This is a genomic window from Candidatus Zymogenaceae bacterium, from assembly GCA_016931225.1.
Lineage (GTDB): Bacteria > Desulfobacterota > Zymogenia > Zymogenales > Zymogenaceae > JAFGFE01.
In genome coordinates this window covers 25,613-49,686 of sequence record JAFGFE010000009.1, presented here as the reverse complement: position 1 = coordinate 49,686, position 24,074 = coordinate 25,613, and the positions used below count along the sequence as shown (strand labels likewise).

Sequence of the window (24,074 nt, the reverse complement as noted above, 5' to 3'; positions counted from 1 at the left end):
CCCTTTTAAACGCGATCATAATGGCCTGATCGGTTCACACGGATTATATCACCTTAAAATGCATACTCAATATTGAACATCCCGCCGTAATCCCAGCCCCGGTAGTGCATATCCATCGACGAGGGGCCGCCGAGAGCATACCGCCACGATGATCCGAACACCCCCCCGGCGGCATCCCCGCCCAGGGTGTAATTGATTTCGCTCAGGGGTATCCCGACCATGCCCTGAAAGGAAAGATTGAGATACTCCACGGGGCTGTAGGCGAGGTACGCCGAAAGGGTGAGGGTATGCGCGACCTCCCTGTCACTGAGGTCCATCTCAATCGAACTGCCGGGAAATCCCCCAACCGGTGTAAAATCAAAGGGGGATGTGTACCACGTCTCCAGGTCCATCTGCCCCCATCCGATATCGTACCGGGCGCAGACGTCCGCCGAGAGCTTCTCCGAGAACTCCCGGGATGCCCCGAGCTCAAAGGAAAATACGTCCCAGGTCTCCTCAATGTCCTGACTGAACGCCGTCAAGCCTCTCAGGGGGCCTCCTCCAGCAAGCACAACGGAGGAAACGACATAATTATCCATCTCAAAGGAGTTTTTCAAATCCAGATGGCTGTATCCGATGAGGGCGGAGAGGTCGAACCCCCCGACGGTATAGTCCACGCCGCCGCCCACAGAAACACTCCAGTGCTCGGTGGTATTGCCGTACTCGATGGTCCCCGGCCCCTGGAATGGGGCGTAATATATAGCCGGGTGAAAGTACCCGCTTGCCGCCCCATCGACACTCCACCGCGCGGTACCGTACGTGCAATCGAAAAAGAACGGGAGGGAGAGCCTCTCCGGGATGATCTCGTATGCACCGTCGGTCCTGAAGGCGACGTCCAGGACAAGGAGGTCGTTCGAATCGAGTTTTTCCGTATAGGTTGACGTCGGAATTACTAAAGTCGGATAATCATCGAACAGGTTCGATACCCGCTCGACACTCCCCAGGTAGATGCCGGCGGTGAGGGATGCGTTGATGACCAGGGGGTCGACCGGCCGGACGGACATCCCGAAGACGGGAGAGATGCGGTGATAGTCGAAGGTCATCTCCTTATCGATCGATACGTTTTCAGGTCTGGAAAAAAGCGTTAACAGCCCGCTTCCGGATATATCGTACTCCATCTTATTGTTGATATAGGCATAACTGATGCCCGCCCCCAGTGACAGGTCCCCGGAAAGGTCGATATCGTAGAGCGCCGTCAGGGCGAAGGTGTTGGAGCTCATACCGGCATCCAGTGTGCCGTACAAGTAATCAAAACCACCAAGGGGGCCAAAGTCAAAGAACTGTGCAAATGATCCGTCCCCGTCGAACTCCTCCCGGCTGTAGCTGAACACAAGACCGAGGCTCGATCTGTCATTCAGCCTCTTCATGAACCCGATATCGGCGCCTGTATTGTCTATCCGATACTCCGCGTCCATGAATCCGTAATAGAGGAGACCCAACGGTGACCCGAAATTGAAGTCCACTGAGACGTCCGAGGTGCTCCCGGTGTAGTATGAATCCATGATGAATTCCAGGTCGGATTTCGGATCGAGGAGCGCAGGGTTGTGTTTAAAATCCTGGTCCCACAGCGACGCATCGGTCCGAATCAGCGCCTTGGGGGCGTTGTAGAAACCGGTTTCCCCTGCGGAGAAGAAATCCTGGGCATGAACCATGATTGGAAGAAACATCGGAAGAAATGCCGCCGTTACTAAAACCAGCGTTACCCTTTTCACTTTTCAAGCCTCCACTTTTCAAAACGAAGCAATACAGCTTTTCTTAATTGAAGAACAGTCCAGATCGAATTCCTTCGGTGTAAGGAAATCGCAGTACAATGATCTTCACACAGAAAAGCAAAAAAAAACTCCCGCACCCCATTCACGGGGCGCGGCCGTTTTCGTCGAACCGATTACATCAGTATGATCGGTTCATATATTTTGTTTGATAAATCTAAAATGCGTACTCGATGTTGAACATGCCGCCGTAGTCCCATCCCCTATAATTTATATCCATCGACGAGGGACCGCCGAAAAGAATACGCCATGATGTAGCGGGTGTTCCCGTTCCGGCGATATTTCCGCCCAGGTTGTAATTGATCCCGCTCAGGGGTATCCCGACCATGCCCTGAAAAGAGAGGTTGAGATTCTCTATGGGGCTGTAGGCGAGGTATGTTGAGAGGGTCAGCGTATGGGTGACCTCCCTGTCGCTCAGGCTCATTTCAAACGATCCGCCGGTGGCCCCCCCGCCAGCCGCATAATCATAGGGAGACGTGTACCACATATCCGCGACTACATGTCCCCATCCGATATCGTACCTGGCGCTGACATCCGCAGAGAGCTTCTCCGAGAACTCCCGTGATATCCCGAGCTCAAAAGAGACGACGTCCCAGGACTCCTCGAGCCTCTGGGATAAACCCGTCAAACCTCCGACAGTGCTGCCGGCGGGATAGCCGGGGATTGAAACGGCGGACACAACATAATTGTCCATAAAGAAGGAGTTTTTGAGATCCAGATGGCTGTATCCAACAAGGGCGGAGAGATCAAAGCCCCCGACGGTGTAGTCAACACCGCCGCCCAGTGCAACGGTCCAGTTAACGGTTTTGTTGCCGTATTCTATGGTCCCCGGCCCCTGGAAGGAGGAATAATTTACTCCCGGAACAAAGTAACCGCTCACCGCTCCATCCACACCCCAGCGTGCCATACCGTACGTGACGTTGAAAAAGAACGGGAGGGAGAGCTTGTCCGGGATGATCTCATATTCACCGTCGGTCTTGAAGGAGAGGTCCAGGACAAGGACGTCGTTCGAATTGAGTTTTTCCGTAAAGGTCGTCGTTGGAAACGCGCCGGGAAGTGCTACAGTGGACACATCATCGAAAAGGTTCGATATCTTTTCGACACTCCCCAGGTAGATGTTTGTGGAGAGAGATGAATTGATGACCAGCGGATCGATCGGTCGTATGGACATCCCGAAAACGGGAGAGATGCGGTGATAGTCGAAGGTCATCTCCCTCTCTACCGACAGGTTTTCAGGCCCGGCAACCGGCAGCAGCCCGCTCCCGGACATATCATAGTCGATCTGATTGTTGATATAGGCATAACCGATGCCCGCCCCCAGGGAGAAGTCCTCGGAGTAATCGATGTCGTAGAGTACCGACAATCCGAAGGTGTTTGAGATCATGCCGGCATCCAATTCACCGTGCATGTAATTTAACACACCACCCACAGGGGTAGTGTCCAAAAACTGTGAGAACGATCCGTCCCCGTCGAGCCCCTCCCAGCTGTAGTTGAAAATAAAGCCGAGGCTCGATCGGTCATTGAGCTTCTTTATAAATCCGATATCGGTTCCCGTATTGTGTATCCGATAGTCCGTGTCCAGATACCCATAATAGAGAATATTTACAGTCGACCCGAGATTGAAATCCACCGAGACGTCCGTGGTGCTCCCGGTGTAAAAGGCGTCCATAATTAACTCCAGGTCGGATCCCGGATCGAGGAGTGCCGGGTTGTCCCTGAAATCCTGATCCCAGAGGGACGCATCCGTTCGGAGCAGCGCCTTGGGGGCGTTGTAGTAACTGGTATCTCCGAAAGAGTTGAAATCCTGGGCATTCACCATGATTGGAAGAAGCACCAGGAGAAGTGCCGTCGCCGACAAAATCAGTTTTGCTTTTTTCATCTTTGATCTCCGCTTTCACTTGACTATGCTTTACTACACATGGCCGAGTAACTCTTCTTTCCGTGGAAAGAAATCTAGACCGAGTCTCTCTAGGACAAAGTGGCTGCAGTATAATATTCTTTAAAGACAAATGCAAAAAAAAACGACCGAACCCCTATTTATGGGGCGCGGCCGTTTTTTCAAATCCGATTACAGGGGCCTGATCGGCACGCAGATATCAACGACGCACTTGTTTTCCGGGTGATCCTTCGGGTCGTTGTGATAGAGCTCGTAGAAGAGGCGGTCATCCGGCTGATAGCCGCTTTCCGGAAGCCACGCACCGAAGACCAGCTTCCACGCATCCTCGTATTCGTCCTGAGCGAGCTCGAACCGCCCGACGGCGAATTTGCCGCCGGGGATGGTCATATACCCCACCTCCCCGTCGACGGGGGTGTCCTTCGGAACGGTGATGCACGCGCTCGTCCGGAGCTTTTCCTCCTCGGTGATCTCGGGATCATCGTGATATGCACAGATCACCCGGGTTTCGGGGAACTGCAGCAGGTCCCGGGGGCCCGCCCAGGCCATCAGCTTCGCAAAGAGGCCCTCGAACAGCTCGGGGTTTCCCGCGTAGGGACCGATGTGGCGGACATACGCGACGTGAAACTCCGGCATGTTCTTCACCTCGATGGTGACGTCTTTTCTGTTTTGCATCTTAATCCTCCATGTGTTGGTGTGTGAATACACCCCACCATACCCGGAGGTTATCTTCATATCGTTACCGAGCTTGCTTTTCGTTTTGCGATTCTTGCGATCCTGTATACCGTTCTTGCTGTTTTCCAGATTCCCGATCAAACGCCACTCGCTGGCGCTCATGCCGTAATATTCCCTGAAGGCCCGGGCGAAGGACGCCGACCCGGAAAAGCCGCAGTCCAGGGCGATCTCGGTGATGGTCTTTCCGGGATTATGGATGAGCTGGCTTGCCGCCCGCTCGATCCTTACCCGCCGGATGTAGGCATTGAGGGTTTCACCCACCAGGGCGCGGAAAATCCGGTGGAAATGAAAGCTCGAAAAATTAGCGACGTCGGAAAGCTTCTTCAGGGTGAGTTCCGTGTCTATATGTTTTTCGATATAGTCGATGACGCGGTTAATCCGGGCGATGTACTCATCCCGGTGGTAGCGCGATTGATCGTCCATCTATCTCGATCCTGTATTCATCGGGATGGTATGTGATACGTCACCCACCCACCGTCTCCAAAAGTCCCGTCTTGTCCCCTGCGTGCCGATCCCGGTTCAAGAGGAAAAGAGAGACAATACCCCCCTCTCCCGCATACCTTGAAGGGATCTTGAAACCTCCCGCCTCATGAAGCATCTCTGTGTGGATTTGGAATACGTGTCATTCAGACGTCATACGATCCGCCTGGACATCAACCGGAAGTATCATTATCGCCGTCGATCTTCGGCTCCTTCACCAGAGGAATGAGTCTGCCGCAGTAACTACACTTCACATAGGGTTTCGATTCGTGAATGGAAATTCTCTGTTCTTTTTTGCAGTGAGGACATGTTTTCGTTTTCGAAAATAAGAGATCGATTATAATGCTGTAAAGCAGTCCCATTTCCCCTCTCCATACGGTTAATCGGAATCGTCCTCAAGGACGGCTCCTATTTTCGATACAGACTCCGCGGACCCCTGAAGTATGAGCCTGTCACCCTTTTCGAGTAACGTGTCGCCGTCGGGCTCCATTATCCTCCTATCTCCCCTCCGTATCATCAGGACATCAATATCGTGGTTCCGTATCGGTTTTATCTCATTCAACGTTCTCTCAATGAGTCCCGACCTCTCTCCGATATCATACACGCAAATGGCGCTTCCCGGAATACATTTCGCGTTATCGGCAAACCGACCTTCCTTGCCGAATAGGGAGCGATAGAACCGGTATCCATTCGTCCTGATCTCATCGACCATCCGGTCTATTTCATAATCCGGGATGTCGAATCGGTTGAGTACGCGGGAAAAAATTTCTATCGACGTTTCGAATTCCTCAGGGATGACCTCGTCGGCGCCGAGTTCATGCAGTGGAACCATCTCGCTGATAAATCTGGTTCGGGCGATAATGTGAACGTTTTTATTCAACGACCTGCTCATGGCTATGATTCTTCTTGTGGCGGCGGGATCGTAAATCACGCACACAAGCACTTTTGCCCGTTCGATCCCCGCCCTTCGTAACACCGCCTCCTGGGTCGCGTCACCATAGAGAATGGGCTCCCCTTCTTTCTGTTCGCTTCGGACCGTGTCGGGATTCATCTCCACGATCAGATACGGTATCCCCTGCGCCTTGGACGAGCGCGCGACGTTCCTGCCGTTTATCCCGAACCCGATGACAATGACATGGTCCCTCAATTGCGGGACCTTCAGTCCCGAATCAATCGGCATCGAGCCGTAGAGGCCCTCTCGAAACGCTTTCGGTATGCGGAGTTTCTCCAGCACATCGGACGTCACCGGCGCGATGTTCATGAAGAACGGGGTCGCAAACATGGTCAGGATCGCCACGTTAAGAAACAGTTGGTACACCCCGTCCGGTATCAGGTTGTAACCGCCGCCGATATCAAGAAGAAGAAACGAAAACTCGCCTACCTGACAGATCGTGAACCCCACGAGCAGCGCCACCCGCAGTGGATAGCCCAGAATCAGGATGGACGCGCTTATCAGCAGTATCTTGATCACCACGATAGACGCGAACGCCGTGAGCACGAGAATCGAATGATTCAGAAAATAGCTGACATCAAGCATCATCCCGATCGAGATGAAAAAGAAGCTCGAAAAGATGACGCGAAACGGGAGCACGTCATTGAGCACCTGCTGACTGTACTCGGAATTCGAGATGACCAACCCGGCAAGGAAGGCCCCGAAGGCGAGGGACAGCCCGAAGGTGTACGTCAGCCAGGCGATGGAAAAACAGATGACGATATTGACGAGGAAGAACAGCTCCTTGCTCTGTGTTCGCGTCACATAATACAGGAGGCGGTTGATGATCCACTGCCCGCCGAAAAGGATGAACAGGATGACGCCGATCGATTTGGCGGCGAATATCAACAGGGCGCGCGTGATATTTTGTTCCGTGCCCGCCAGCAACGGAACGATCAGGATCATCAGCACGATGACGATATCCTGGAATATCAGGATACCGACCGACAACTGTCCGTTGGGGGTTTCGAGCTCCGCCTTGTCCTGGAGTATCTTGAGCACGATGGCGGTGCTGCTGAGTGCAGCGAGGAACCCCAGAAAGACCGATTCGTTTACGGGCGTGCCCATGAAAAGAAAAACGACACAGACGACGAGAATCGTCGATACGACCTGGAGGGTCCCCCCGATGACGGTGTTCTTCCCGATCCTCAGGAGGTTCTTCATGGAGAACTCGATCCCGAGGCTGAACAGGAGCAGGACGATGCCGATCTCGGAGAGCATCTTCACTTCCCTGTAGCTGGAAATGAGCCCCAGGGCGAAGGGGCCTATCAGCGCGCCCGTCACGAGGTATCCGAGGATATACGGAATTCTCAACCTGTGGCAGATGAAGAGGACGGCGATCGATATGCCGAAGATAATTAATATGTCATTGAAGAGGGGTATTTCCATGACGTCGACTCAATCACCCGGTTTTGAGGGTGGGGAACGGGTTCGGCCTGTAATGGGATGTAATGAGAAGAGCGCCTTCTCCGCCGCTTTTCAGCATCGTTTCGCTCAAAATAGCAGAAAAGGAGGAGCAGTACAATAGAAACAGGACGCCGCGAATCCCTTTTTCGGTGATGGAGAGAGACACCGGCGGCGGCCGCCCGGCGGGGTGCATCCGGCGCCGTGGGTGGAGAGATGATCATCTCCGTGTATGCGGGATGGGGAATTCCCCCATGACGGCGCGGACATTCCGGTGGCAATGAAAGCGCGAGAAATCGGCCGCGTCGGAAGGCGTTTTCAGGGTGAGTTCTGTATCTACATGCTCTTTTTATATATAGTCGATGACGCGGTTTATCCGGGCGATCTACTCGTCCCGGCGGCGGTGGGATTGATCGGTGTGCTTCACCGTGTTCATTCACCCGCATTCCGCCGGTACCGCCCGAAGATATCGGAAACGATAGAGACCCTTCCCCTTCACGCACAGGCGGCTGAAACGCCGCCCGGTCCCTCCACGGCCGCCTACTGCGTCCCCGTTTCTCCCGCCCTTTTGTAGTCGTCCATCGCCTCGTCTTTCATCCCCATTTTTTCGAACGCCTCGCCCCTCAGGATATAGGCGTCCTTCTCATAATAGTAGCAGTAATAGGTGTAGTCCTGCTTGTTGATGATGGTTTCAAACGGGAAGCCGACGGCGACGGCCAGCGAAAGCTCTTTCACGCACGCTTCGTACTCCCCGGTCTCAAAGAGGACGTGTCCCCTCCCCACGTGGGCCTCGTACCGCTCAATATCCGTGGCGGTGGGAACACCGAGGGCGGCGTCGAAATCGGCCATGGCCGCGTCGAGATCACCGAGGTTGAGATGCGCGATGCCTTTCCTGATGTACGGCCAGGCGTCGATCGTCTTGGGCCACCCGAACAGCATCCCGCATTCCATAGAGATGAGCTCGTCACACACCGGGATGACCTCCTCCCACCTTCCCAGGTATGTATACGCGATCGCCTTGCCGCAGTACGGCGGGCAGTAGTCATATTTGTCCTCGGACCATTTCTCGATCGCGGTGTCGAAAAACCCGACCGCCTCTTCAAATTCCCCCATGTCCATGGAGGCCCACCCCCGCCCCTCCATCGCCGACGGTCCCTGAAAACAGGATGAAAAAGTCAATAGAGAGAAGGAAAGAAACACAAGGATGACGGCTTTTCTCTTCGCGCTCATATGCCCCTCCGCGTCCTGCTGTCTATATACTCATTGGTTATTTGATATACAGGCGATATCATACCGTAAACTGTTCCTCGGGAAAAGTCTTTATTGCTCGATTTTTTAATGGGTGGGACTTTTGGGAACAGTTGATCCCTTTGGAATCTACCTAATATTCTATCTTTTCACCAGGTATTGAATCGGTCTAACAGAATGAGTGCAAGAGTGATGACTATTACTTCATATTACCTGAATAACCTTCTGGCTAACATGGCAACCAACCATGCATTCAGGATTACACCGAAAATGCCCTCGAACATTGTAACAAACCTGAAACCATCTAAAGGAGAGATGTCTCCAAACCCTACTGTAGTATATGTAATGAAACTCAGGTAAAGAGAATTGACTAATCTATCAATAAAGTTAACCGGTTCACAGCTATCGTAGTTAAGAAGTCCCATTAATCCAGCAAAAAAGTATAATAATGCAGAAAGAAGTATTACACTTATTATGCTTATTATCACTGGTTTAAATCTTATCCCAAATCCAAGAATATTTTTTAAAATACAAAACCAACATTTGCCAAGAAATTTTTTTGTTTTTGCTTCGCATCTTCTTGCCCAATATAGCATTTCATCTTCGGCTTCATAATCCGCCAACAATCTAAACCACTCTTTTATAACGAGATAGTCTTTTTGAGCCTGCAACCAGTTGTCTTTTCCACCTTCCTTGTCTGCCTTCTTATGAGAAGAAAGGGCTGGCCCTATTGGTCGGAAGTCTTCGCTTAACCCGAGTGAAATAAATATGCGTAGGTCGTTAAAATGTATTTTATCTCGGGTTTTCTTAGGAGCAAATGGTTTATATTCACCCCCGAACTTTCCACCCAAATAAATATTGCTGATATCTATTTCATTAAAATAAATTTCATTAAGATAACTTCCCCGAAGAAGTAAATTCTGTTCAAAATATGTATTACGAAAACCCAGAAAAACTGATCTACTGTCTTGAAAATCAGTTGTTTTTTCGAATGTTGTACCTTCGAAATTTATAGTTAAAATAATCGCACTACTAAAATCAGTTTTACCTTTACCTGAGAAATAAGCTTCTTTAAAGTCGGTTCCTTTCTCACTTTTGAAATGTGCTCCACTAAAGTTTATACCCTCCTCACTGGAAAACCTTGCTCTAGAAAAATTTGCAGACAAATTATTATAGAATTTCGTATCAATAAAGTTAATTCCACCCTCAACAATAAAGTGCACCCCTGAGAAATTTACAATTCCCCCGCCGAAGAAGTGTGCATGAGAAAAATCAACATATCCTTTACCGTCAAAATATGCTCCTCTGAAGTTTACTCCCCCTCTACTGGAGAATTGAGCATTAACTAAACTGGTCCTCACCTTGCTGGAAAATATTGCATGACTGAAGTCTATTACCCCATTTCCTTCAAATTCCGCAAAATCAAAAAGCGTCCCCCACTTTTCTTCGAATACAGCACTCGAAAAGTCTGTCCCTCCTTCACATAAGAAATGCGTCGAGATAAAAGTGGTTACTCCCTTGCCTTTGAAATGTGCTCCAAAAAAACTAACCTTACCTTTACCTAAAAAATGTGCATAACTAAAATCAGCATTATTTAAAAATTCAGCTAAACAAAAGCTAGTTCCTATTATGCCTTTAAACTGAACACCAGAAAAATCAGCCTTGCATTGGAATTCTGCAAAAGCAAATTCTGCATTTTCAAAAACCAGCGACTCCTCTTGCTTTTTAAGTTGTTGAAAACTGAATCCCTCTGGAAAAATAAACCCGACAAAATTGTGTTTTCCTGATTCGTAAAGTTTTTCAAATTCTTTTTTAAAAATTTCAATATCTTTTTTCTCGTCTTGGGCATGAAAAATACAACGGTGTTTGCCATCAATATCTTTAATTATCAAGTTCGAATGAGGACACTCATATTTTTTTTGGTTTCCTGTACTTAGATCCAGATATTCCGTTCTATAATCACACTTACTCATTCTTTTTACTCTATTATTACTGATGGACAATATTACGATCTTTTATTTCTCAGGCATACGATACCATTTTTTTTATTGAAGAACAAGTAATTATTAGATTTACAAATTCATACCGGTTTTTTAAAGCTCCTTACTTTCAAACACACGCTTCTCTCCCTCACCCCCTCGCCAGCACCCACTGGTACTCCTTCACGTGATTGATGAACTCGCACAACAGCTCGTGGGTCTCAGTGGCGATGGAGCCGGAGAGGAGTATCCCCCGAATGCCGTCGTCGTTCCTGACGTTGAGAAGCTCCATCAGGCTCCCCCCGATGACGTTTCCCCCCTCGTTCTGGATCGCCCGTTTCAGATGCCTGAACGCCACGGCTACCTCGGTGTGGCCGAAGAGAAGGACCTCTCTCGGCCAGCGGTGGGGACGCTCCTCCCGGAAGAGCCCCCGGTAGGCTTCGGGTATGTCATAGTCCGAGGAATGCTCCGCCAGAAACAGCACCGGCGCGAGGCGAAACACCTCCCGGACAAACCGCACCGCCCCGATCGGCAGGTTGATTTTCTCCGGGATGTCGTCAAGCAACAGGTCGAGGCTCGAGATGTAATCAACCGCCTCATCCATCAGCGTCCGCCGGTCGCCCCGTACCTTCTCTCTGGAATCGTCGTCCTCCAGGTAGGTCATAAGCAGGTCACGGTCCACGTCGAGAAGCGCCGGGAAGTCCCCCACGATCTCGTTGGCCACCACGATGTCGAAGGCTCCCCCAAGCCCCCTCCTCCCGTGCGCCTTTTCCAGCACGTCGAAGATATCCGCCAGTATGAATTCCACGCGGTCGCCGAATGAGGAAAGCGCCTCCCTTTGCCGCTCCTGGAAGGACGGGCTGATGTCCAGCAGGGTGACGGAGACGTCCCCCCGCCGCTCCAGTATTCCCCGGGCGAGCGACCCGTAGCCGCCCCCCACCTCCAGGATGCGGGCGCCTTGTTTCAAAACGCCTTTACTCTCAAGCAACTCCACGATGACGTCTGAATAGGCGTACCTGTTTTTCAGGGCCGTCATGTAGGGGGAAGATGTATCCTTCAGGCTTTCCGAGATGGTCTGCTCCCACCCCAGGCTGGCCTGATCGCCCCGGTGGTAGGCGGTGGTGTCGTTCAGAGTGATCATGGATGCCTACCTTCCGAATACTTCGGAGAATGCGCGTATGGCTTTCTCGATGTCCTTCCTATCCAACCCCAGGTGGGTGACGCACCGCACGCTCATCTCCCCCAGGGGAAGCATCATCACGCCTTTCTCGTTCATCTCCACCACCACGTCAAGGGCGGTCATGCCGGTATCGGCGACGTCGAAATAGACGATGTTCGTGTCGATGTCGTCAGGATCGATGGCCACCCCCGGCATGTCCGCCAGGGCCAGGGCCAAAAGGCGGGCGTTTTCGTGGTCTTCGGCAAGCCGTTCCACGTGATGATCCAGGGCATAGAGGGCCGCCGCCGCCACAATCCCCACCTGCCGCTGGCCGCCTCCCACGAGCTTTCGAAAGCGGTGGACGGTGGAAATCGTCTCCTCGTCTCCGGCTATCATCGATCCCATCGGCGCACCCAGCCCCTTGGAAAAGCAGATGGTCACGGTATCGAAATACTTCGAGTATTCGGACGCCGCAATCCCCGACGCCACCGACGCGTTCAAGAGCCGCGCGCCGTCCATGTGCATCGAAAGCCCCTTCTCGTCGCAGACCTTCCTGATGCCCTCGATGTCGCTCAAGGGCTGGATGGCGCCGTTCATGCGGTTGTGGGTGTTTTCTATGCAGACGAGCGACGTCCGGGGAAAGTGGGCGTTTCCGGTGGCCCGGACGGCGTGTTCCACCTGCATCGGTGTTATCACCCCCCGCTCGCCCGGTATCATCCGCATCTGCACGCCGCAGAGCACCGCCGTGCCGCCTCCCTCGTAATAGACGATATGGCTGTCCGCCTCCAGGATGATCTCGTCCCCCGGCAGGGTCAGCGCCTTGACAGAAAGGAGGTTTCCCATGGTGCCGGACGCCACCCAGATGGCCTTTTTCTTTCCTAAAAGCTCGGCCACCCGCTCCTGGAGCCGGTTGACCGTCGGATCCTCAAAAAAGACGTCGTCGCCCACTTCGGCCTCGTACATCGCCTTTCGCATGCCGTCGGTGGGCTTTGTGAAGGTATCGCTTCTCAAGTCAATCATGAGATGTTGCTCCTGTATAAATCATCAGTAACCTATTTCGAAAGTCCGGAGGCCAGCTCCCGCAAAAACGACTCGGTATCGGTCACGAGTCCCAGGGTCTGGAACGACCCCCGATCCCCCAGCTTTGTGACCACCGCCGGGTTGATATCCACGGCGATCGTCCGCACGGACGCCGGGAGCATGTTCCCGGTGGCAACGGCGTGCAGCGTCGTGGCGATCATCAGAGCCATGTCCACACCCCGGGCGTGCGCGCGCATGGCCTCCTGGGCCTCTTGTGAATCGGTGATGACGTCCGGCAGGGGGCCGTCGTCCCGAATGGAGCCAGCGAGGACGAAGGGAATCCCGACCGTCACGGCGGCGTGCATCACGCCTGAGGTGAGAATCCCCGTTTCAACGGCCTTTTTGATGCCCCCGGCCCGGCGAACGGCGTTGACGGCCCGGATGTGGTGCTCGTGCCCCCCGGCGGCGGGGACGCCCCGGTCGAGATATATCCCCAAAGACGTGCCGAAGAGGGCATACTCGATATCGTGCACCGCCAGGGCGTTCCCGGCAAACAGCACATCCACGAAGCCGTCCGCTATCATCCGGGAGAGGTACGGTCCCGCCCCGGTGTGGATCACCGCCGGCCCCGCCACCACGAGAATCTTCCCGCCCTTCTTTTTCAGCTCCTTCATCTCGTCCGCGATCCGGGCGATGAGCTGTCCCTTCGGCTTTTCGGAAGACACCCCTGAGCTCATGAACTCGAACAGCTCCCGCTCCCGGGACCGCTCCAGCGGGTGCACCCGGACGCCCTGGTGCCCCACGACGATGCGATCCCCCTTCTTTACGCCGGAGAAGGTGACCGTCTCAGCACTCTTGCCGTCTTCCGATATCCTGACGGCGCAGTCCATCTCCGGCCACTTCACCTCCAGCCACCCGCCGTTCGTGTACAGCTCCGTCTTCAGGTTTGTCGTGGAGTAAAACCCCTCGGGAAAGACCCCGTCCGCCGGTGCCTCCTCCCACCGAACCTCGCCCACGTCCGCCAGCACCGCCCCCAAATCCCGGACCGCCTCCAGGATGCCGTTGAGGGTGGCGTCGTCCTCGGCGTGTATGCGGATGCGGGCGAAGCTCGTCTCGTCCTTTCGCTTTCCCATGGTGAAGGTCTCGACGTCGAAATTCCCGCCCATCTCCATGACGGCTGTGAGCACCCGGGGAAGGATGAGGGAGTCGATGATATGTCCCTCGAGTTCTATGACGTTTTCAGGCATGATCCGCTCCGATGCGTTGAGATATCACCCCCGATCTGTAACTGTGGGAGTGATGACAAACGATTGTGTCCGGGCCCGGTGGGATACCCCACACCGCACGGCAATGCCGCCGGGAGGCCCGGAAAAGGGGCGAAGAAACGCACAGTTATCTCAATGCGCTCGATCCGGTATTGTATCACCAATCACCGACCTTCGCAACGGGAGTTTCACGGGGGAACGTCTCTCCTGCTGAATCAACGCATGTGCGACGTTGGAATGCTGTGGGAGATTCAGACGGTCATGGGAGGTTTTTGTGAAAAGAGATTGAAAAAGTACAAGACGCGTGGTATCCTCTGGTGTTGTTTCAGGGGAACCATCGGGTTTTATCAACACAATAATCAGTCACGACACATGGGCATTACCTACAAGGACTCCGGCGTCGATATCGACTCGGCGGACCGGTTTATCGAGAGAATCAAAAAGGAAATCGCATCCACCAGAACCGACGGCGTAGTGGGGGATATCGGCGGCTTCGGGGGCTTCTTTCGGCCCGGCCTTTCCGGCATGAAGGACCCGATCCTCGTCTCCTCCACCGACGGCGTGGGGACGAAGCTCCTCATCGCCCAGATGACCGGAAAGCACGACACGGTAGGCATCGACCTTGTGGCGATGGTGGTCAATGACATCGCGGTGTCCGGGGCCGTGCCGCTCTTTTTCCTGGACTACATCGCCACCGGAAAGCTGGACGAGGGGGTGCTTGCAGATGTGGTCTCCGGCATCGCCGCGGGCTGCCGGGAGGCGGGATGCGCCCTGATCGGCGGGGAGACCGCCGAGATGCCCGGCTTTTACCCGGACGGGAAATACGACCTGGCGGGCTTCGGCGTGGGGCTGGTGGACCGTCCGCGCATCATCGACGGGTCGAAGATTTCCCCCGGCGACGTCATCGTGGGGATTCGCTCGTCGGGGCTTCACAGCAACGGCTATTCCCTGGCCCGAAAGGTCGTGTTCGACATCCTCGGACTCACAGTCGATGACACCCTCCCCGGAATGAACCGCACCGCCGGGGAGGAGCTGCTTTCGCCGACCCGCATCTACGTGAAGGCGCTTTCTGTTCTCACCGATACCGTAGAGGTCTCGGCCCTGGCCCATATCACCGGCGGCGGCCTGATCGACAACATCAGGCGGCTTCTCCCCCCGGGCGTCCGGGCGGAAATACGCACGGACACCTGGGAGGCGCCCCCGATCTTTCAGGTTTTGAAGGACGCGGGGAAGATCGAGCATCGGGAGATGTTCCGCACCTTCAACAACGGCATCGGCATGGCGGTAATCCTCCCTGCGGAAAAAAAGGATGCGGCGATGGAGGCGCTTGCTACGGCCGGGGAAAAACCGGTCCTCATCGGCGAGATCGCACCGACCGACGACGATCCGGACGTAATCCTGACCCCCTAAGCAACAGGAGGCTTTCCGATATGCTCAACCTCGCGGTTTTCATTTCCGGCAGCGGCACCAACCTCCAGTCCATCATCGACGGCACCGAAAACGGCACGATAGACGCCAGGGTCGCCCTCGTCCTCTCCAACGAGCCGGACGCCTACGGGCTGGTCCGGGCGAAAAACCACAATATCCCGGCGGTGGCGGTGAACCACCGGGATTACGCAACACGGGAGGACTTCGAAAACGCCATCATCGACGCCCTTTCTTCCGGCCCGGTGGACCTGATATGCCTGGCCGGGTTCATGCGGGTGCTCACGCCCCATTTCTTGCGCCGCTATCCCCAGAAGATCATCAACATCCACCCGGCGCTGCTGCCGTCGTTTCCCGGCACCCAGGGGCAGCAGGACGCCTTCGACTACGGCGTGAGGTTCACCGGCTGCACCGTCCACTTCGTGGACGACGGCGTGGATACCGGCCCGATCATCATCCAGGCGGTAGTGCCGGTGATGCCGGACGACACCAAGGACACCCTCCAGAAGCGCATCCTGGCCCAGGAGCACATCATCTACCCCCAGGCCATCCAGTATATTGCCCAGGGGCGGGTGGGGATAGTCGGGCGTAAGGTCGTCGTCAGGGATGCGGTACCTGCGGAATTCGCCGCGATCAACCCCCCCGCCGAGATTCTCGGTGACTGATCCCATCCTCGTCAGCGCATGCCTTCTGGGCGTGGCCTGTCGTTACGACGGGAAATCCAAACCCTCGCCGAAGGTCATCTCGTTCCTCGAGGGGAAAACCTACATCGCCGTCTGCCCCGAGGAGGCCGGGGGGCTTCCCACCCCCAGGCCGCCGTGCGTGCTGACGGGGGGTGACGGGCAAGACGTCATCGGCGGCTCTGCGGTGCTGGTGGATTCGGAAGGCGCAGACCGGACCGCCGCATACATAGCCGGAGCCCACGCCGCGCTGGCCCACGCCGAAAACGCCGGAGCGACGATGGCGATCCTGAAGGAAAAAAGCCCCTCCTGCGGCACACACCGGATTACGGTGGAGAAAGGAAGCGGCCCCGAGGAGACCCGGGGCATGGGGGTGACAGCGGCGCTGCTGGCGTCCCACGGCGTCCTTGTCATCTCGGACGAGGAGATGTGAGCCCCGGGGGTGAAATGATTATTTATATTTTTCTGTATGATTGAAACTCGTGCAGCGTCGGGATGATTCGTCAGGGAAGGCGGTGCCCGCCGTCTGTAGATTTCGCATCAATCGACACGAATCCCTCAAGACCTGTACGGTCCTATCCCGTATACTCCGTGGTCAAGAAAAATCCTAATTCTCTCGTGAAAACCTTTTCTCGCACCCGGATCATATCTCCATCAATTCTTTGAGAAACGAATTGTCTATTGTTTTTCTCAACGTGCCGAATCGTCTCAAGAGACCGAATGAGATCAGGAACATCACGGCCGCACACGCCACCAGGACGATATCCACCACGCCGCCGATGTCCCACATGCCATGCAGCATCCTCTCAAGAATGACCGTGACGATAATGACACCGGTAAAAAATGCGGCGAAGAACAAAAGAAATATCACCACCATCCGCCGTATTCGGTGCATCTCCTCTTCGTCGAACCGCGCCGCCAGGTTTTCCCTGAAATACAACCGGGACATTTGAAATACAATATATCCACTCAGCACAAGAAACGGCAATGATATGATGATTTCCAGTATTGTGGGAAGAATCGATGCGGCGATTGCAGCCGTCGCCGTTGTGAGTATCAAAATATTTTTTAAATTCGAGAGCCGTTTTTTAATGACGTATTGGGGAGTGATGATTGAAGATACGGCTTCCTGAAGATTCTCATCCAATTCGGCCGTTCCGCCCGCCTCTGTGATCTGCTTTTCCACCAGCCGCAATGATTCGTAATTCTCATTCAATACATCGATGAGAGAATTATATTTGTCTTTCAGCACCACCATCTTCGCCAGCCTCGGCGCCTGCTCTATCTGTTCTTTCAACTCTTCCAGCCTCCCCTCCAGCGAGGCGATCTCATCCTGTGAGAGATCCTTTTGTATCTCCTTCTCTATCCAATCGAAATGCTCTTTGAAATATTTTCTATCCCTCTCTTTATCCTTCTTGGACATGAAATGGTTATATACCGCAAAAAGAAAACTGAATATTGCGACAAATGCAGCGATCGTCCTAAAGTTCGATACCAAAAAATCTATGATATGTCCCTTGAATACCGTGGTCTCAATAATCTCCGCATCCCCCGTGTCCTCCAGAACGATGGTATCCTCAAATCCTCCCGCCGGGACACTCGGGAAGATCGAACAGACAACAACACAGCCCAATGCACACAATAACACCACTCGTCGTTTCATGTGATTATCCCTTATCGTTCAGCGGTTCTCTTTGTTTTAGATTTTCTCGGTTTGTACCAGATGATTAAAATTATATGGTCTCAGCGGTAAATGTCAAGAAGTCTCATATGGTCTATCAACCGTGCACGATAGTTACAGGCGGTCTCCCTTGATTTCATCCCGCCCCACCTTGTATGTAACCATCCATGTCATTTTGCTGTATCTATTTCCTTCATCTTTGCCAGATACAGGATGGAATAAATAAAACAACAGGTGGTAAAAATAATGAAAAGAAGATGTCCAAGGTCAATAGAAAAGAACCTCGTAAAATAATCTAAGAATGCATCAGAAGATATTATTTCTTTATTTTTCCCAATTCCCAGGTGCGCAGCAATTATCTGTATCATTTCGAAGATAGAGTGACGCATAAACCACATATAATATTGTGGATGAAAAAACGTGAGGAATGGAATCGCTTCCTTCACCAATAGAATAGGAGTCATCAGGTATCCAGCCACTCTGTTTTTCGAAAGCAAATAAGCAGCGATCCCCAGGAGGGGCACGACCACTCCGAATCTGATTTCAGGAGAAAGAAAACTGAAAGGTAAAGCCATCCTGCCGGCAAAATGCATCACATTCAGATATACAAAATGGTAGACGAAATTGTTAAGAGAAAGCAGGCTCTCGATGTCGGAAACGTGGCAGAAGAAGATAATAATCATCGGCAGGCAAAATGTGACGATTCCAAAAATCAATAATCTCGTTGTTGACTTCTTTGAAACGTTTTCAAATAAATCAGTTGATATTTTATCGAGAGGTATCGATCGTATGCTGTAATACAGAGCAAACAGGATAAGAATAAGAAACAGTATTCCAGGCAAACTGAATTTAAAGAGCTTCAATAAAGGATTTTCTTCATAAAATTTCAGTATTTGTGGGAAACGGGGTATGATGGCGTATACGGCATGAAAATAGTAGCACAACACACCTATCCTTGCCAGGTTGGCCCTCATGCTGTCTCTATACGCGAAAAAACATGTACATATCAGAATAGGGAGAGCGAGGAGTACACCTCTTTCATGAATCAATTTACCACTCGCCGGGAAAAAGAGAATAGCAAACGGCCCCTTGTTCGGGATGTCAAAGGATGACCAGAGGTAGAGAAACGGTACCAGAAAAAAGCATACCAGCATGGTTAATATGAATGCATTCCTGTTATTATCCATCATGCCCTTCCTCGACGAATCGAGTGCATAAATACAGCAGATACAGAATGGAGACAAGAGAGAAGAGAAGGATAATCCATGGAACAGTTTTCATATGCACCATATAATACTCATATAAAATTTCCAATGGGAGTTCATACTGGAAAAGACGGGCCGTAATCCCCAGTGGTGATGTGATAGATATAGTCAGCGCCGTCACTACTATGGGCAGGGTGATGTACCCCTTTTCGTCGTTTCGCAACACAGCCTTTGTGCAATAGAATAGTAAAATCACAAGGATGAGAACGAAAGCGAAATAATCGCCCCTATAACTCCAACAAATGAAATTCAATGCTCGATCACTGACCAGGCCGAGCGTAACATACCCAAGAAGCGATATTACAACAAGTACAAAATAGGAGATAGAGATACTCTTCGGGACGTGTTTCGTAACATGAAGTTTCTGCTCATTGGTATATATTGATATAACAGAAAAAATGATCGAGAAAACGGAGAGTGAAAATGCAATTAGAAATAAGAGGTCACATAAATCATCATCAAAGAGAATAATATATCTGGAATGAACATAAAATGCCGTTATAGGATAGAACATCAGTCCAGTGAGAAGCACGTTCGCCTTGAGTCTTCCCCGTACGGCCCACAAGAGGAGTATAAAAAAGATGGGAATGATCACCAAAGAGACGTGAATACCAATAGAATCCAAACCCGATTTCCATATATATGCTTTATCAACAATTAAACCGTGGAAATGAATACCAAAATAAAGGTCAAGAGTCTCCCGGGCATTGACCAGGTATCTCCTGTAATACGCAAAACACACCAGCACCATGGCGACTGATGAGAGGATATAGGCGAGGATCGGTTTTCTTTTCATGAGGGATTGGAACACACGATTACTATATGAGTTAATCGGAGAAATTTTTCTGTATTTATAACGCACACTGCTAACTATTGTCAATTATGATTTTATGGTTCCGCCTCACAGGTATCATAATTTTCACCCTCTATTGCTGCGTCTCCCCCATAGCAATTTCAGACATTATGTGACCGAGTCCTCCCCTCACCCACCCTCCAGCTCGAAAGCGTTCCGGATCACCCTGATTCGGGGGAGCTTTCCCTCAAGGCTCACCGCCACCACGTCGAACCGGCAGGGGATGTCCATATTCCCCTGCCGTACCAGGTAGGCCGTCGCCAGTCGCCCCAGCCTCTTTTGCTTCCTCGCGTCCACCCACTCCTCGGGCCGGCCGAATTCACTCGACGCGGCGGTCTTGACCTCCACGAACACCAGGGTGTCCCCGTCTTTCGCGACGATGTCCAGCTCCCCCCCGGGCAGTCGGCAGTTGGTCTCGATAATCCGATATCCCATCAGCCGGAGCCGCCACCGGGCGAACCGCTCCCCGATCCGTCCCGCCCGATCAGGCTTCATCTTCATCGACAAGCTCCCTGACGCCGGAGAAGGTCCGCCGGTGGATGGGACAGGGGCCGTGGCGCTTGAGGGCCGTGCGGTGCTCCAGTGTGGGGTAGCCCTTGTTCCGGGCGAAGTTGTAGTGGGGATATTCTTCGTGGTAGGTACGCATGATCCGATCCCGGGTGACCTTCGCCACCACCGACGCCGCGGCGATGTGGGCCGAGAGCCCGTCCCCCCGGATTACAGCCTCCTGGAGAATCGCCCGTTCCGAGAAGGGGATAGGAAAGCGGCCGTCCACCAGAACCAGGTCGAAGGGGTGGGAGAGCATCAGCACCGCCTCCTTCATGGCGATAAGGGACGCCTGGAGGATGTTCACGGCGTCGATTCTCTCCGGCGTCACCATGCCCACGGACCATGCCAGGGCCCGCTCCGTTATCTCGGCGTAGTAGCGCTCCCGGGCTTTTTCCGTAAGCTGCTTCGAGTCCCTCAGGCCCTCGATGCGGCATGAGTGGGGAAGAACCACAGCCGCGGCCACCACCGGCCCCGCCAGGGGACCCCGGCCGGCTTCATCCACGCCCGCAAGGTGGGTGATTGCATGGGAGTAGAATTGATCGTCGTAGGCCGTGAGCATGACTCACTTGATCTTGAGGGAGCGGTCCGCGCCCTTGAGCGCACCCTGCCGGGAGGTCAAGAGCACCACCTGGGTCTTCTGGGAAATCCGCTTGATGATGGCTACCGCCGCCGCCAGACGCTCGTCATCGAACATCACAAACGGGTCGTCCAGAACGACGGGGAGGGCCATATGGCTGAGCATCGATTCTATCATGGCGAATTTCAGGGCGAAATACATGCTGTCTTTTGTGGCGGGGGACATGCTGTCCATACTGACCCGGAGCAGACTGTCCGCCTTGAAGAACTTGATTACCCCTCCCTGGCTGAACGTGGCCCGGGCGTAGCCGTTGTTTGTGAGGAGCTTGATATTTTCGTTGAAGATCTTCTGCAGCTCCGAGAGCGGGTCCATTTTCCCCTTCTGCACCAGCTCGGTGGCAATGGCTAGAAAACGCGCAACGTGATCGGTGGGAAACCTCGACTCCACCCTGCCGGCGCCGAAGGGGCCTTTTTTTCCCCCGCCTTCTCCGGTGGCGCTGACGATGACGCCCCGCTTTTTCAGGTACTTCTCAAGCCGGTTCACCTCGCTCTTCATTTCCTGGGGGGTAAAGCCGAGAGCGCCGGCGCCCTCCAGCTGTTTCTGGATACGGGCGATATTGACGTCTATTTCGTCCTGCTGGCGCATCAGGCTCTGGTACTCCTCGTCCTGTTTGACGGCCTCGATATCCGTTGCCAGCTTCTGCCGCTTCCTCTTGGCCTGCTCGAACGACTTGACCTTTTCCTTGATGGAGACCATGTTATCCGCGCCCAGGGTGGTCATCAGAGCTTTTATCTCCCGCTCTTCCGCGGCGAACCGGGAGTTAATCTGGGCGATCTGCTCGTCGGCGTCGACGATCATCCGGTTGAGGCGTCCGATATTGCCCCGGGCGCTGATGATCTGCCACGCCCCCCATCCCGCAACGCCCAGGCCGATCACGATTGCAAACTGTACGGCATGCCTGATCTTTTCCGCGGTTTCGACAGCCAGGCCGAGATCATTCACAAGGACGCTGCCCAGAAACATATTCCAGAGGATGAACGCGACCAAGATGCCGCCGCCGGCGATTGACAATCCAGGCGTGATGAACTTGTTGTCCTTGATGTTTGGAACCGGAGCGGTCGTCAGCTCGGCGTTCGCCTGGCCCCTTCGGTTCTTCACCTCGGCGAGGCTCACCTCTTTGCGTCGTTCGGTATCGCTGAACTTCTGAATCCGAGCCATCACCCCCTCCATGTCCCCCATGCTCTCGAATTTCGCGATAAAATCGTTCAGCCCTTCCAGCTCCTCCTCCATGCCGGTGACCTTCTGTACCTTGGTCTGCAGCTCATAGACCTTCGCCTGCTCGTCGTCCATGGACATCTGGAGCTTTTCGATCTCCTGCGCCCGCACCATTTCCTGCCGCAGGGTATCGAGCCGCTCCCTGACGTCCGCGATGTCCATCTCGTCGAGCTCTTCATCGATGACCTCGCCCTCACCTTTTTTAGCCGGTGCGGCCTTTGGGGCAAGACCCTGGGCCCCAAAAGGATTGGTGGAGGGAAGTCCGTTTAAATCGGAGAAAAAAATGTGGGAATAGATTTCCTCGTCGGGGATATTCAACGTGCCGGTGATGAAATCGTTGATCTCGTTGTGATCCTTCGTCACCAGCACGAATGTCTTTTGTTCCTTGATATACCGTGACAGGTTGGAAAGCCCCTGGGTATAGTCCCTGACGAGACGATAGGCTTCGTTGCCCTGCTGGATGGTCGCATAACAGCGGGATGCCCCCTCGAGCTGCCAGTTCAGGAAATCCTTGTCCCCGGAATAGACGTCCGGAAACAGAACCGCCATGAGCGCTCGGGCGATACTGCTCTTACCGCTTTCGTTTCCGCCAAGAATTACATTATACCCTTTATGAAAGGTAAACTTGACGGCCTTGGCATATTTTCCCACACCGGAGACGACCATATCCAGCAGAAACATAATCTCTCCCCTCTGCTGACGGCCGGAATTAGAATTTTCTCAACTCCTTGATCCGGGCAGCTTTGCCTTTCCTCTTGCGCAGGTAATAGAGTTTTGCGCGACGCACCCGGCCCCTTTGCATTACCTCTATCTTTTCGATAATGGGGGAATGCAGAGGAAATATCCGCTCGACGCCCACACCGTAGGAGACCTTCCTGACGGTGAAACTTGATCGAGCATATCCCTTTCTCTTGCGGATGACCGTTCCTTCGAAAACCTGGATGCGCTCTTTATCGCCCTCCTTGATTTTCACATGAACCTTCACGGAATCGCCCGCCCTGAAATCGGGGATATCGGTGCGCATGTGCTCTTTTTCGATCATATCTATAGTGTTCATCAGTCACTCCCTTGTCATCTTCGATCCGTTTGTGTTACTCCTCTGAGTCTATCCAGTATGATTGCTGCGGCGGCACGCACCGAGAGGTGGTTGTAACCGCCGTTTCCGTGTATCGGCTCAAGAATATACGTACAAACCTCTTCCACTTCGTCGGCCATCCCGAAACCGGTGCCCAACAGTATCAGCACAGGCTCCACCCCGCTTTTAATAATGGCGCCCATCCTCTCGTAATCGATGGCCGTCCCGGAATAGCCCGCCCAGGTTCCGACCACCAGCGGAGGACGTCCCGCCTCCTCCCCGATCGCCGCGATCGCGTCATCAATGGCATCGACCAGACTGATGAGGTCGAAGGCCTCGGCCCTGATCGGATTATACTCGCCGCCGTACCCCTCGGTCCAGTGAGAGATGATCCATGCCACAAGCCGTTTTTGGGACGGCATCGGCTGGATGATGTAGAATCCCGCGACGTTGTATGTCTTGGCGATCCGGGCGATATCATGAATATCCAGGTTCGTAACCGCCGAGGCGACAATATCGCCCCGTTTGTTTTTTACCGGATAATGGACCAGCCCGATATAGAGGTCTCCCACCCGATGTCTCCAGCGCCCGAAACCTGTACGTATCAGAATATATGAAATTTATAAGGGTTTTGTCAACCCCGCAATGAAATTATTTCAGGTTCGTAACGATATCCGCTTTGACCGTGTAATAAGACGAACATCACCCTCA

The 24,074-nt window shown here is 53.2% G+C and carries 21 protein-coding genes; 4 read left to right on the top strand and 17 right to left on the bottom strand.

Annotation, left to right across the window (positions count from 1 at the left end; translation table 11 throughout):
- Positions 1-53: 53 nt before the first annotated feature.
- From JW885_04015 to JW885_04000, 4 genes are all read right to left on the bottom strand, one after another.
- Positions 54-1,751, bottom strand: coding sequence for a hypothetical protein (locus JW885_04015; GenBank protein MBN1881318.1), 1,698 nt, complete (start codon positions 1,749-1,751; stop codon positions 54-56).
- Positions 1,752-1,965: 214 nt separating this feature from the next.
- Complete coding sequence (locus tag JW885_04010; protein ID MBN1881317.1) at positions 1,966-3,687, bottom strand: hypothetical protein; 1,722 nt, start codon at positions 3,685-3,687, stop codon at positions 1,966-1,968.
- Positions 3,688-3,876: 189 nt separating this feature from the next.
- Positions 3,877-4,860, bottom strand: a complete 984-nt coding sequence (locus JW885_04005; protein ID MBN1881316.1) for an AraC family transcriptional regulator — start codon at positions 4,858-4,860, stop codon at positions 3,877-3,879.
- Positions 4,861-5,296: 436 nt separating this feature from the next.
- Complete coding sequence (locus tag JW885_04000; GenBank protein ID MBN1881315.1) at positions 5,297-7,297, bottom strand: cation:proton antiporter; 2,001 nt, start codon at positions 7,295-7,297, stop codon at positions 5,297-5,299.
- Positions 7,298-7,592: 295 nt separating this feature from the next.
- On the opposite strand from JW885_04000, the gene JW885_03995 reads away from it, so the two are divergent.
- Entirely contained in the window at positions 7,593-7,886 is a 294-nt protein-coding gene (locus JW885_03995; protein ID MBN1881314.1) for a hypothetical protein, read from the top strand.
- Here the strand turns inward: JW885_03995 and JW885_03990 are convergent.
- The 5 genes from JW885_03990 to JW885_03970 form a co-directional block, all read right to left on the bottom strand.
- Positions 7,853-8,542 (bottom strand): tetratricopeptide repeat protein, encoded by a 690-nt coding sequence (locus JW885_03990; protein ID MBN1881313.1) that lies wholly within the window; start codon positions 8,540-8,542, stop codon positions 7,853-7,855. The two genes, JW885_03995 and JW885_03990, sit on opposite strands and share 34 nt — an antisense overlap.
- Before the next feature lie 227 nt (positions 8,543-8,769).
- Entirely contained in the window at positions 8,770-10,533 is a 1,764-nt protein-coding gene (locus tag JW885_03985; protein MBN1881312.1) for a hypothetical protein, read from the bottom strand.
- Positions 10,534-10,690: 157 nt separating this feature from the next.
- Positions 10,691-11,680 (bottom strand): methyltransferase, encoded by a 990-nt coding sequence (locus JW885_03980; GenBank protein ID MBN1881311.1) that lies wholly within the window; start codon positions 11,678-11,680, stop codon positions 10,691-10,693.
- Positions 11,681-11,686: 6 nt separating this feature from the next.
- Complete coding sequence (locus JW885_03975; GenBank protein MBN1881310.1) at positions 11,687-12,718, bottom strand: DegT/DnrJ/EryC1/StrS family aminotransferase; 1,032 nt, start codon at positions 12,716-12,718, stop codon at positions 11,687-11,689.
- A 32-nt stretch (positions 12,719-12,750) separates the two neighbouring features.
- Positions 12,751-13,965, bottom strand: coding sequence for a TIGR00300 family protein (locus JW885_03970; protein ID MBN1881309.1), 1,215 nt, complete (start codon positions 13,963-13,965; stop codon positions 12,751-12,753).
- A 390-nt stretch (positions 13,966-14,355) separates the two neighbouring features.
- Between JW885_03970 and JW885_03965 the strand changes: the two genes are divergently transcribed.
- From JW885_03965 to JW885_03955, 3 genes are read left to right on the top strand one after another with little or no spacing between them, the layout of a single operon-like run.
- Positions 14,356-15,393, top strand: a complete 1,038-nt coding sequence (locus JW885_03965) for a phosphoribosylformylglycinamidine cyclo-ligase (GenBank protein ID MBN1881308.1) — start codon at positions 14,356-14,358, stop codon at positions 15,391-15,393.
- A gap of 20 nt (positions 15,394-15,413) precedes the next feature.
- Positions 15,414-16,073: a phosphoribosylglycinamide formyltransferase gene (locus JW885_03960; protein MBN1881307.1), complete on the top strand. Its 660-nt coding sequence runs from the start codon at positions 15,414-15,416 to the stop codon at positions 16,071-16,073.
- Entirely contained in the window at positions 16,015-16,521 is a 507-nt protein-coding gene (locus JW885_03955; protein ID MBN1881306.1) for a DUF523 domain-containing protein, read from the top strand. Before JW885_03960 ends, JW885_03955 begins: the two co-directional genes overlap by 59 nt.
- Positions 16,522-16,731: 210 nt before the next feature.
- Here JW885_03955 and JW885_03950 read toward each other — a convergent pair whose 3' ends face one another.
- The 8 genes from JW885_03950 to JW885_03915 form a co-directional block, all read right to left on the bottom strand.
- Positions 16,732-17,751: a hypothetical protein gene (locus JW885_03950; GenBank protein ID MBN1881305.1), complete on the bottom strand. Its 1,020-nt coding sequence runs from the start codon at positions 17,749-17,751 to the stop codon at positions 16,732-16,734.
- A 188-nt stretch (positions 17,752-17,939) separates the two neighbouring features.
- The gene (locus tag JW885_03945; GenBank protein MBN1881304.1) at positions 17,940-18,959 is read right to left on the bottom strand and encodes a hypothetical protein; all 1,020 of its coding nucleotides are present in this window, start codon (positions 18,957-18,959) and stop codon (positions 17,940-17,942) included.
- Positions 18,949-19,830, bottom strand: coding sequence for a hypothetical protein (locus JW885_03940; protein MBN1881303.1), 882 nt, complete (start codon positions 19,828-19,830; stop codon positions 18,949-18,951). Before JW885_03940 ends, JW885_03945 begins: the two co-directional genes overlap by 11 nt.
- Positions 19,831-20,016: 186 nt before the next feature.
- Positions 20,017-20,382, bottom strand: coding sequence for a YraN family protein (locus JW885_03935; GenBank protein ID MBN1881302.1), 366 nt, complete (start codon positions 20,380-20,382; stop codon positions 20,017-20,019).
- Positions 20,372-20,995 carry a ribonuclease HII gene (locus tag JW885_03930; protein MBN1881301.1) on the bottom strand — a complete coding sequence of 208 codons (624 nt, stop codon included), beginning with the start codon at positions 20,993-20,995 and terminating at the stop codon, positions 20,372-20,374. The genes JW885_03935 and JW885_03930 overlap by 11 nt, the downstream gene beginning before the upstream one ends.
- Positions 20,996-20,998: 3 nt before the next feature.
- Positions 20,999-22,969, bottom strand: coding sequence for an AAA family ATPase (locus JW885_03925; protein MBN1881300.1), 1,971 nt, complete (start codon positions 22,967-22,969; stop codon positions 20,999-21,001).
- Between the two features lie 28 nt (positions 22,970-22,997).
- Positions 22,998-23,345, bottom strand: a complete 348-nt coding sequence (gene rplS / locus JW885_03920; GenBank protein ID MBN1881299.1) for a 50S ribosomal protein L19 — start codon at positions 23,343-23,345, stop codon at positions 22,998-23,000.
- 14 nt (positions 23,346-23,359) lie between these two features.
- Positions 23,360-23,935: an RNA methyltransferase gene (locus tag JW885_03915; protein ID MBN1881298.1), complete on the bottom strand. Its 576-nt coding sequence runs from the start codon at positions 23,933-23,935 to the stop codon at positions 23,360-23,362.
- Positions 23,936-24,074: the final 139 nt, after the last annotated feature.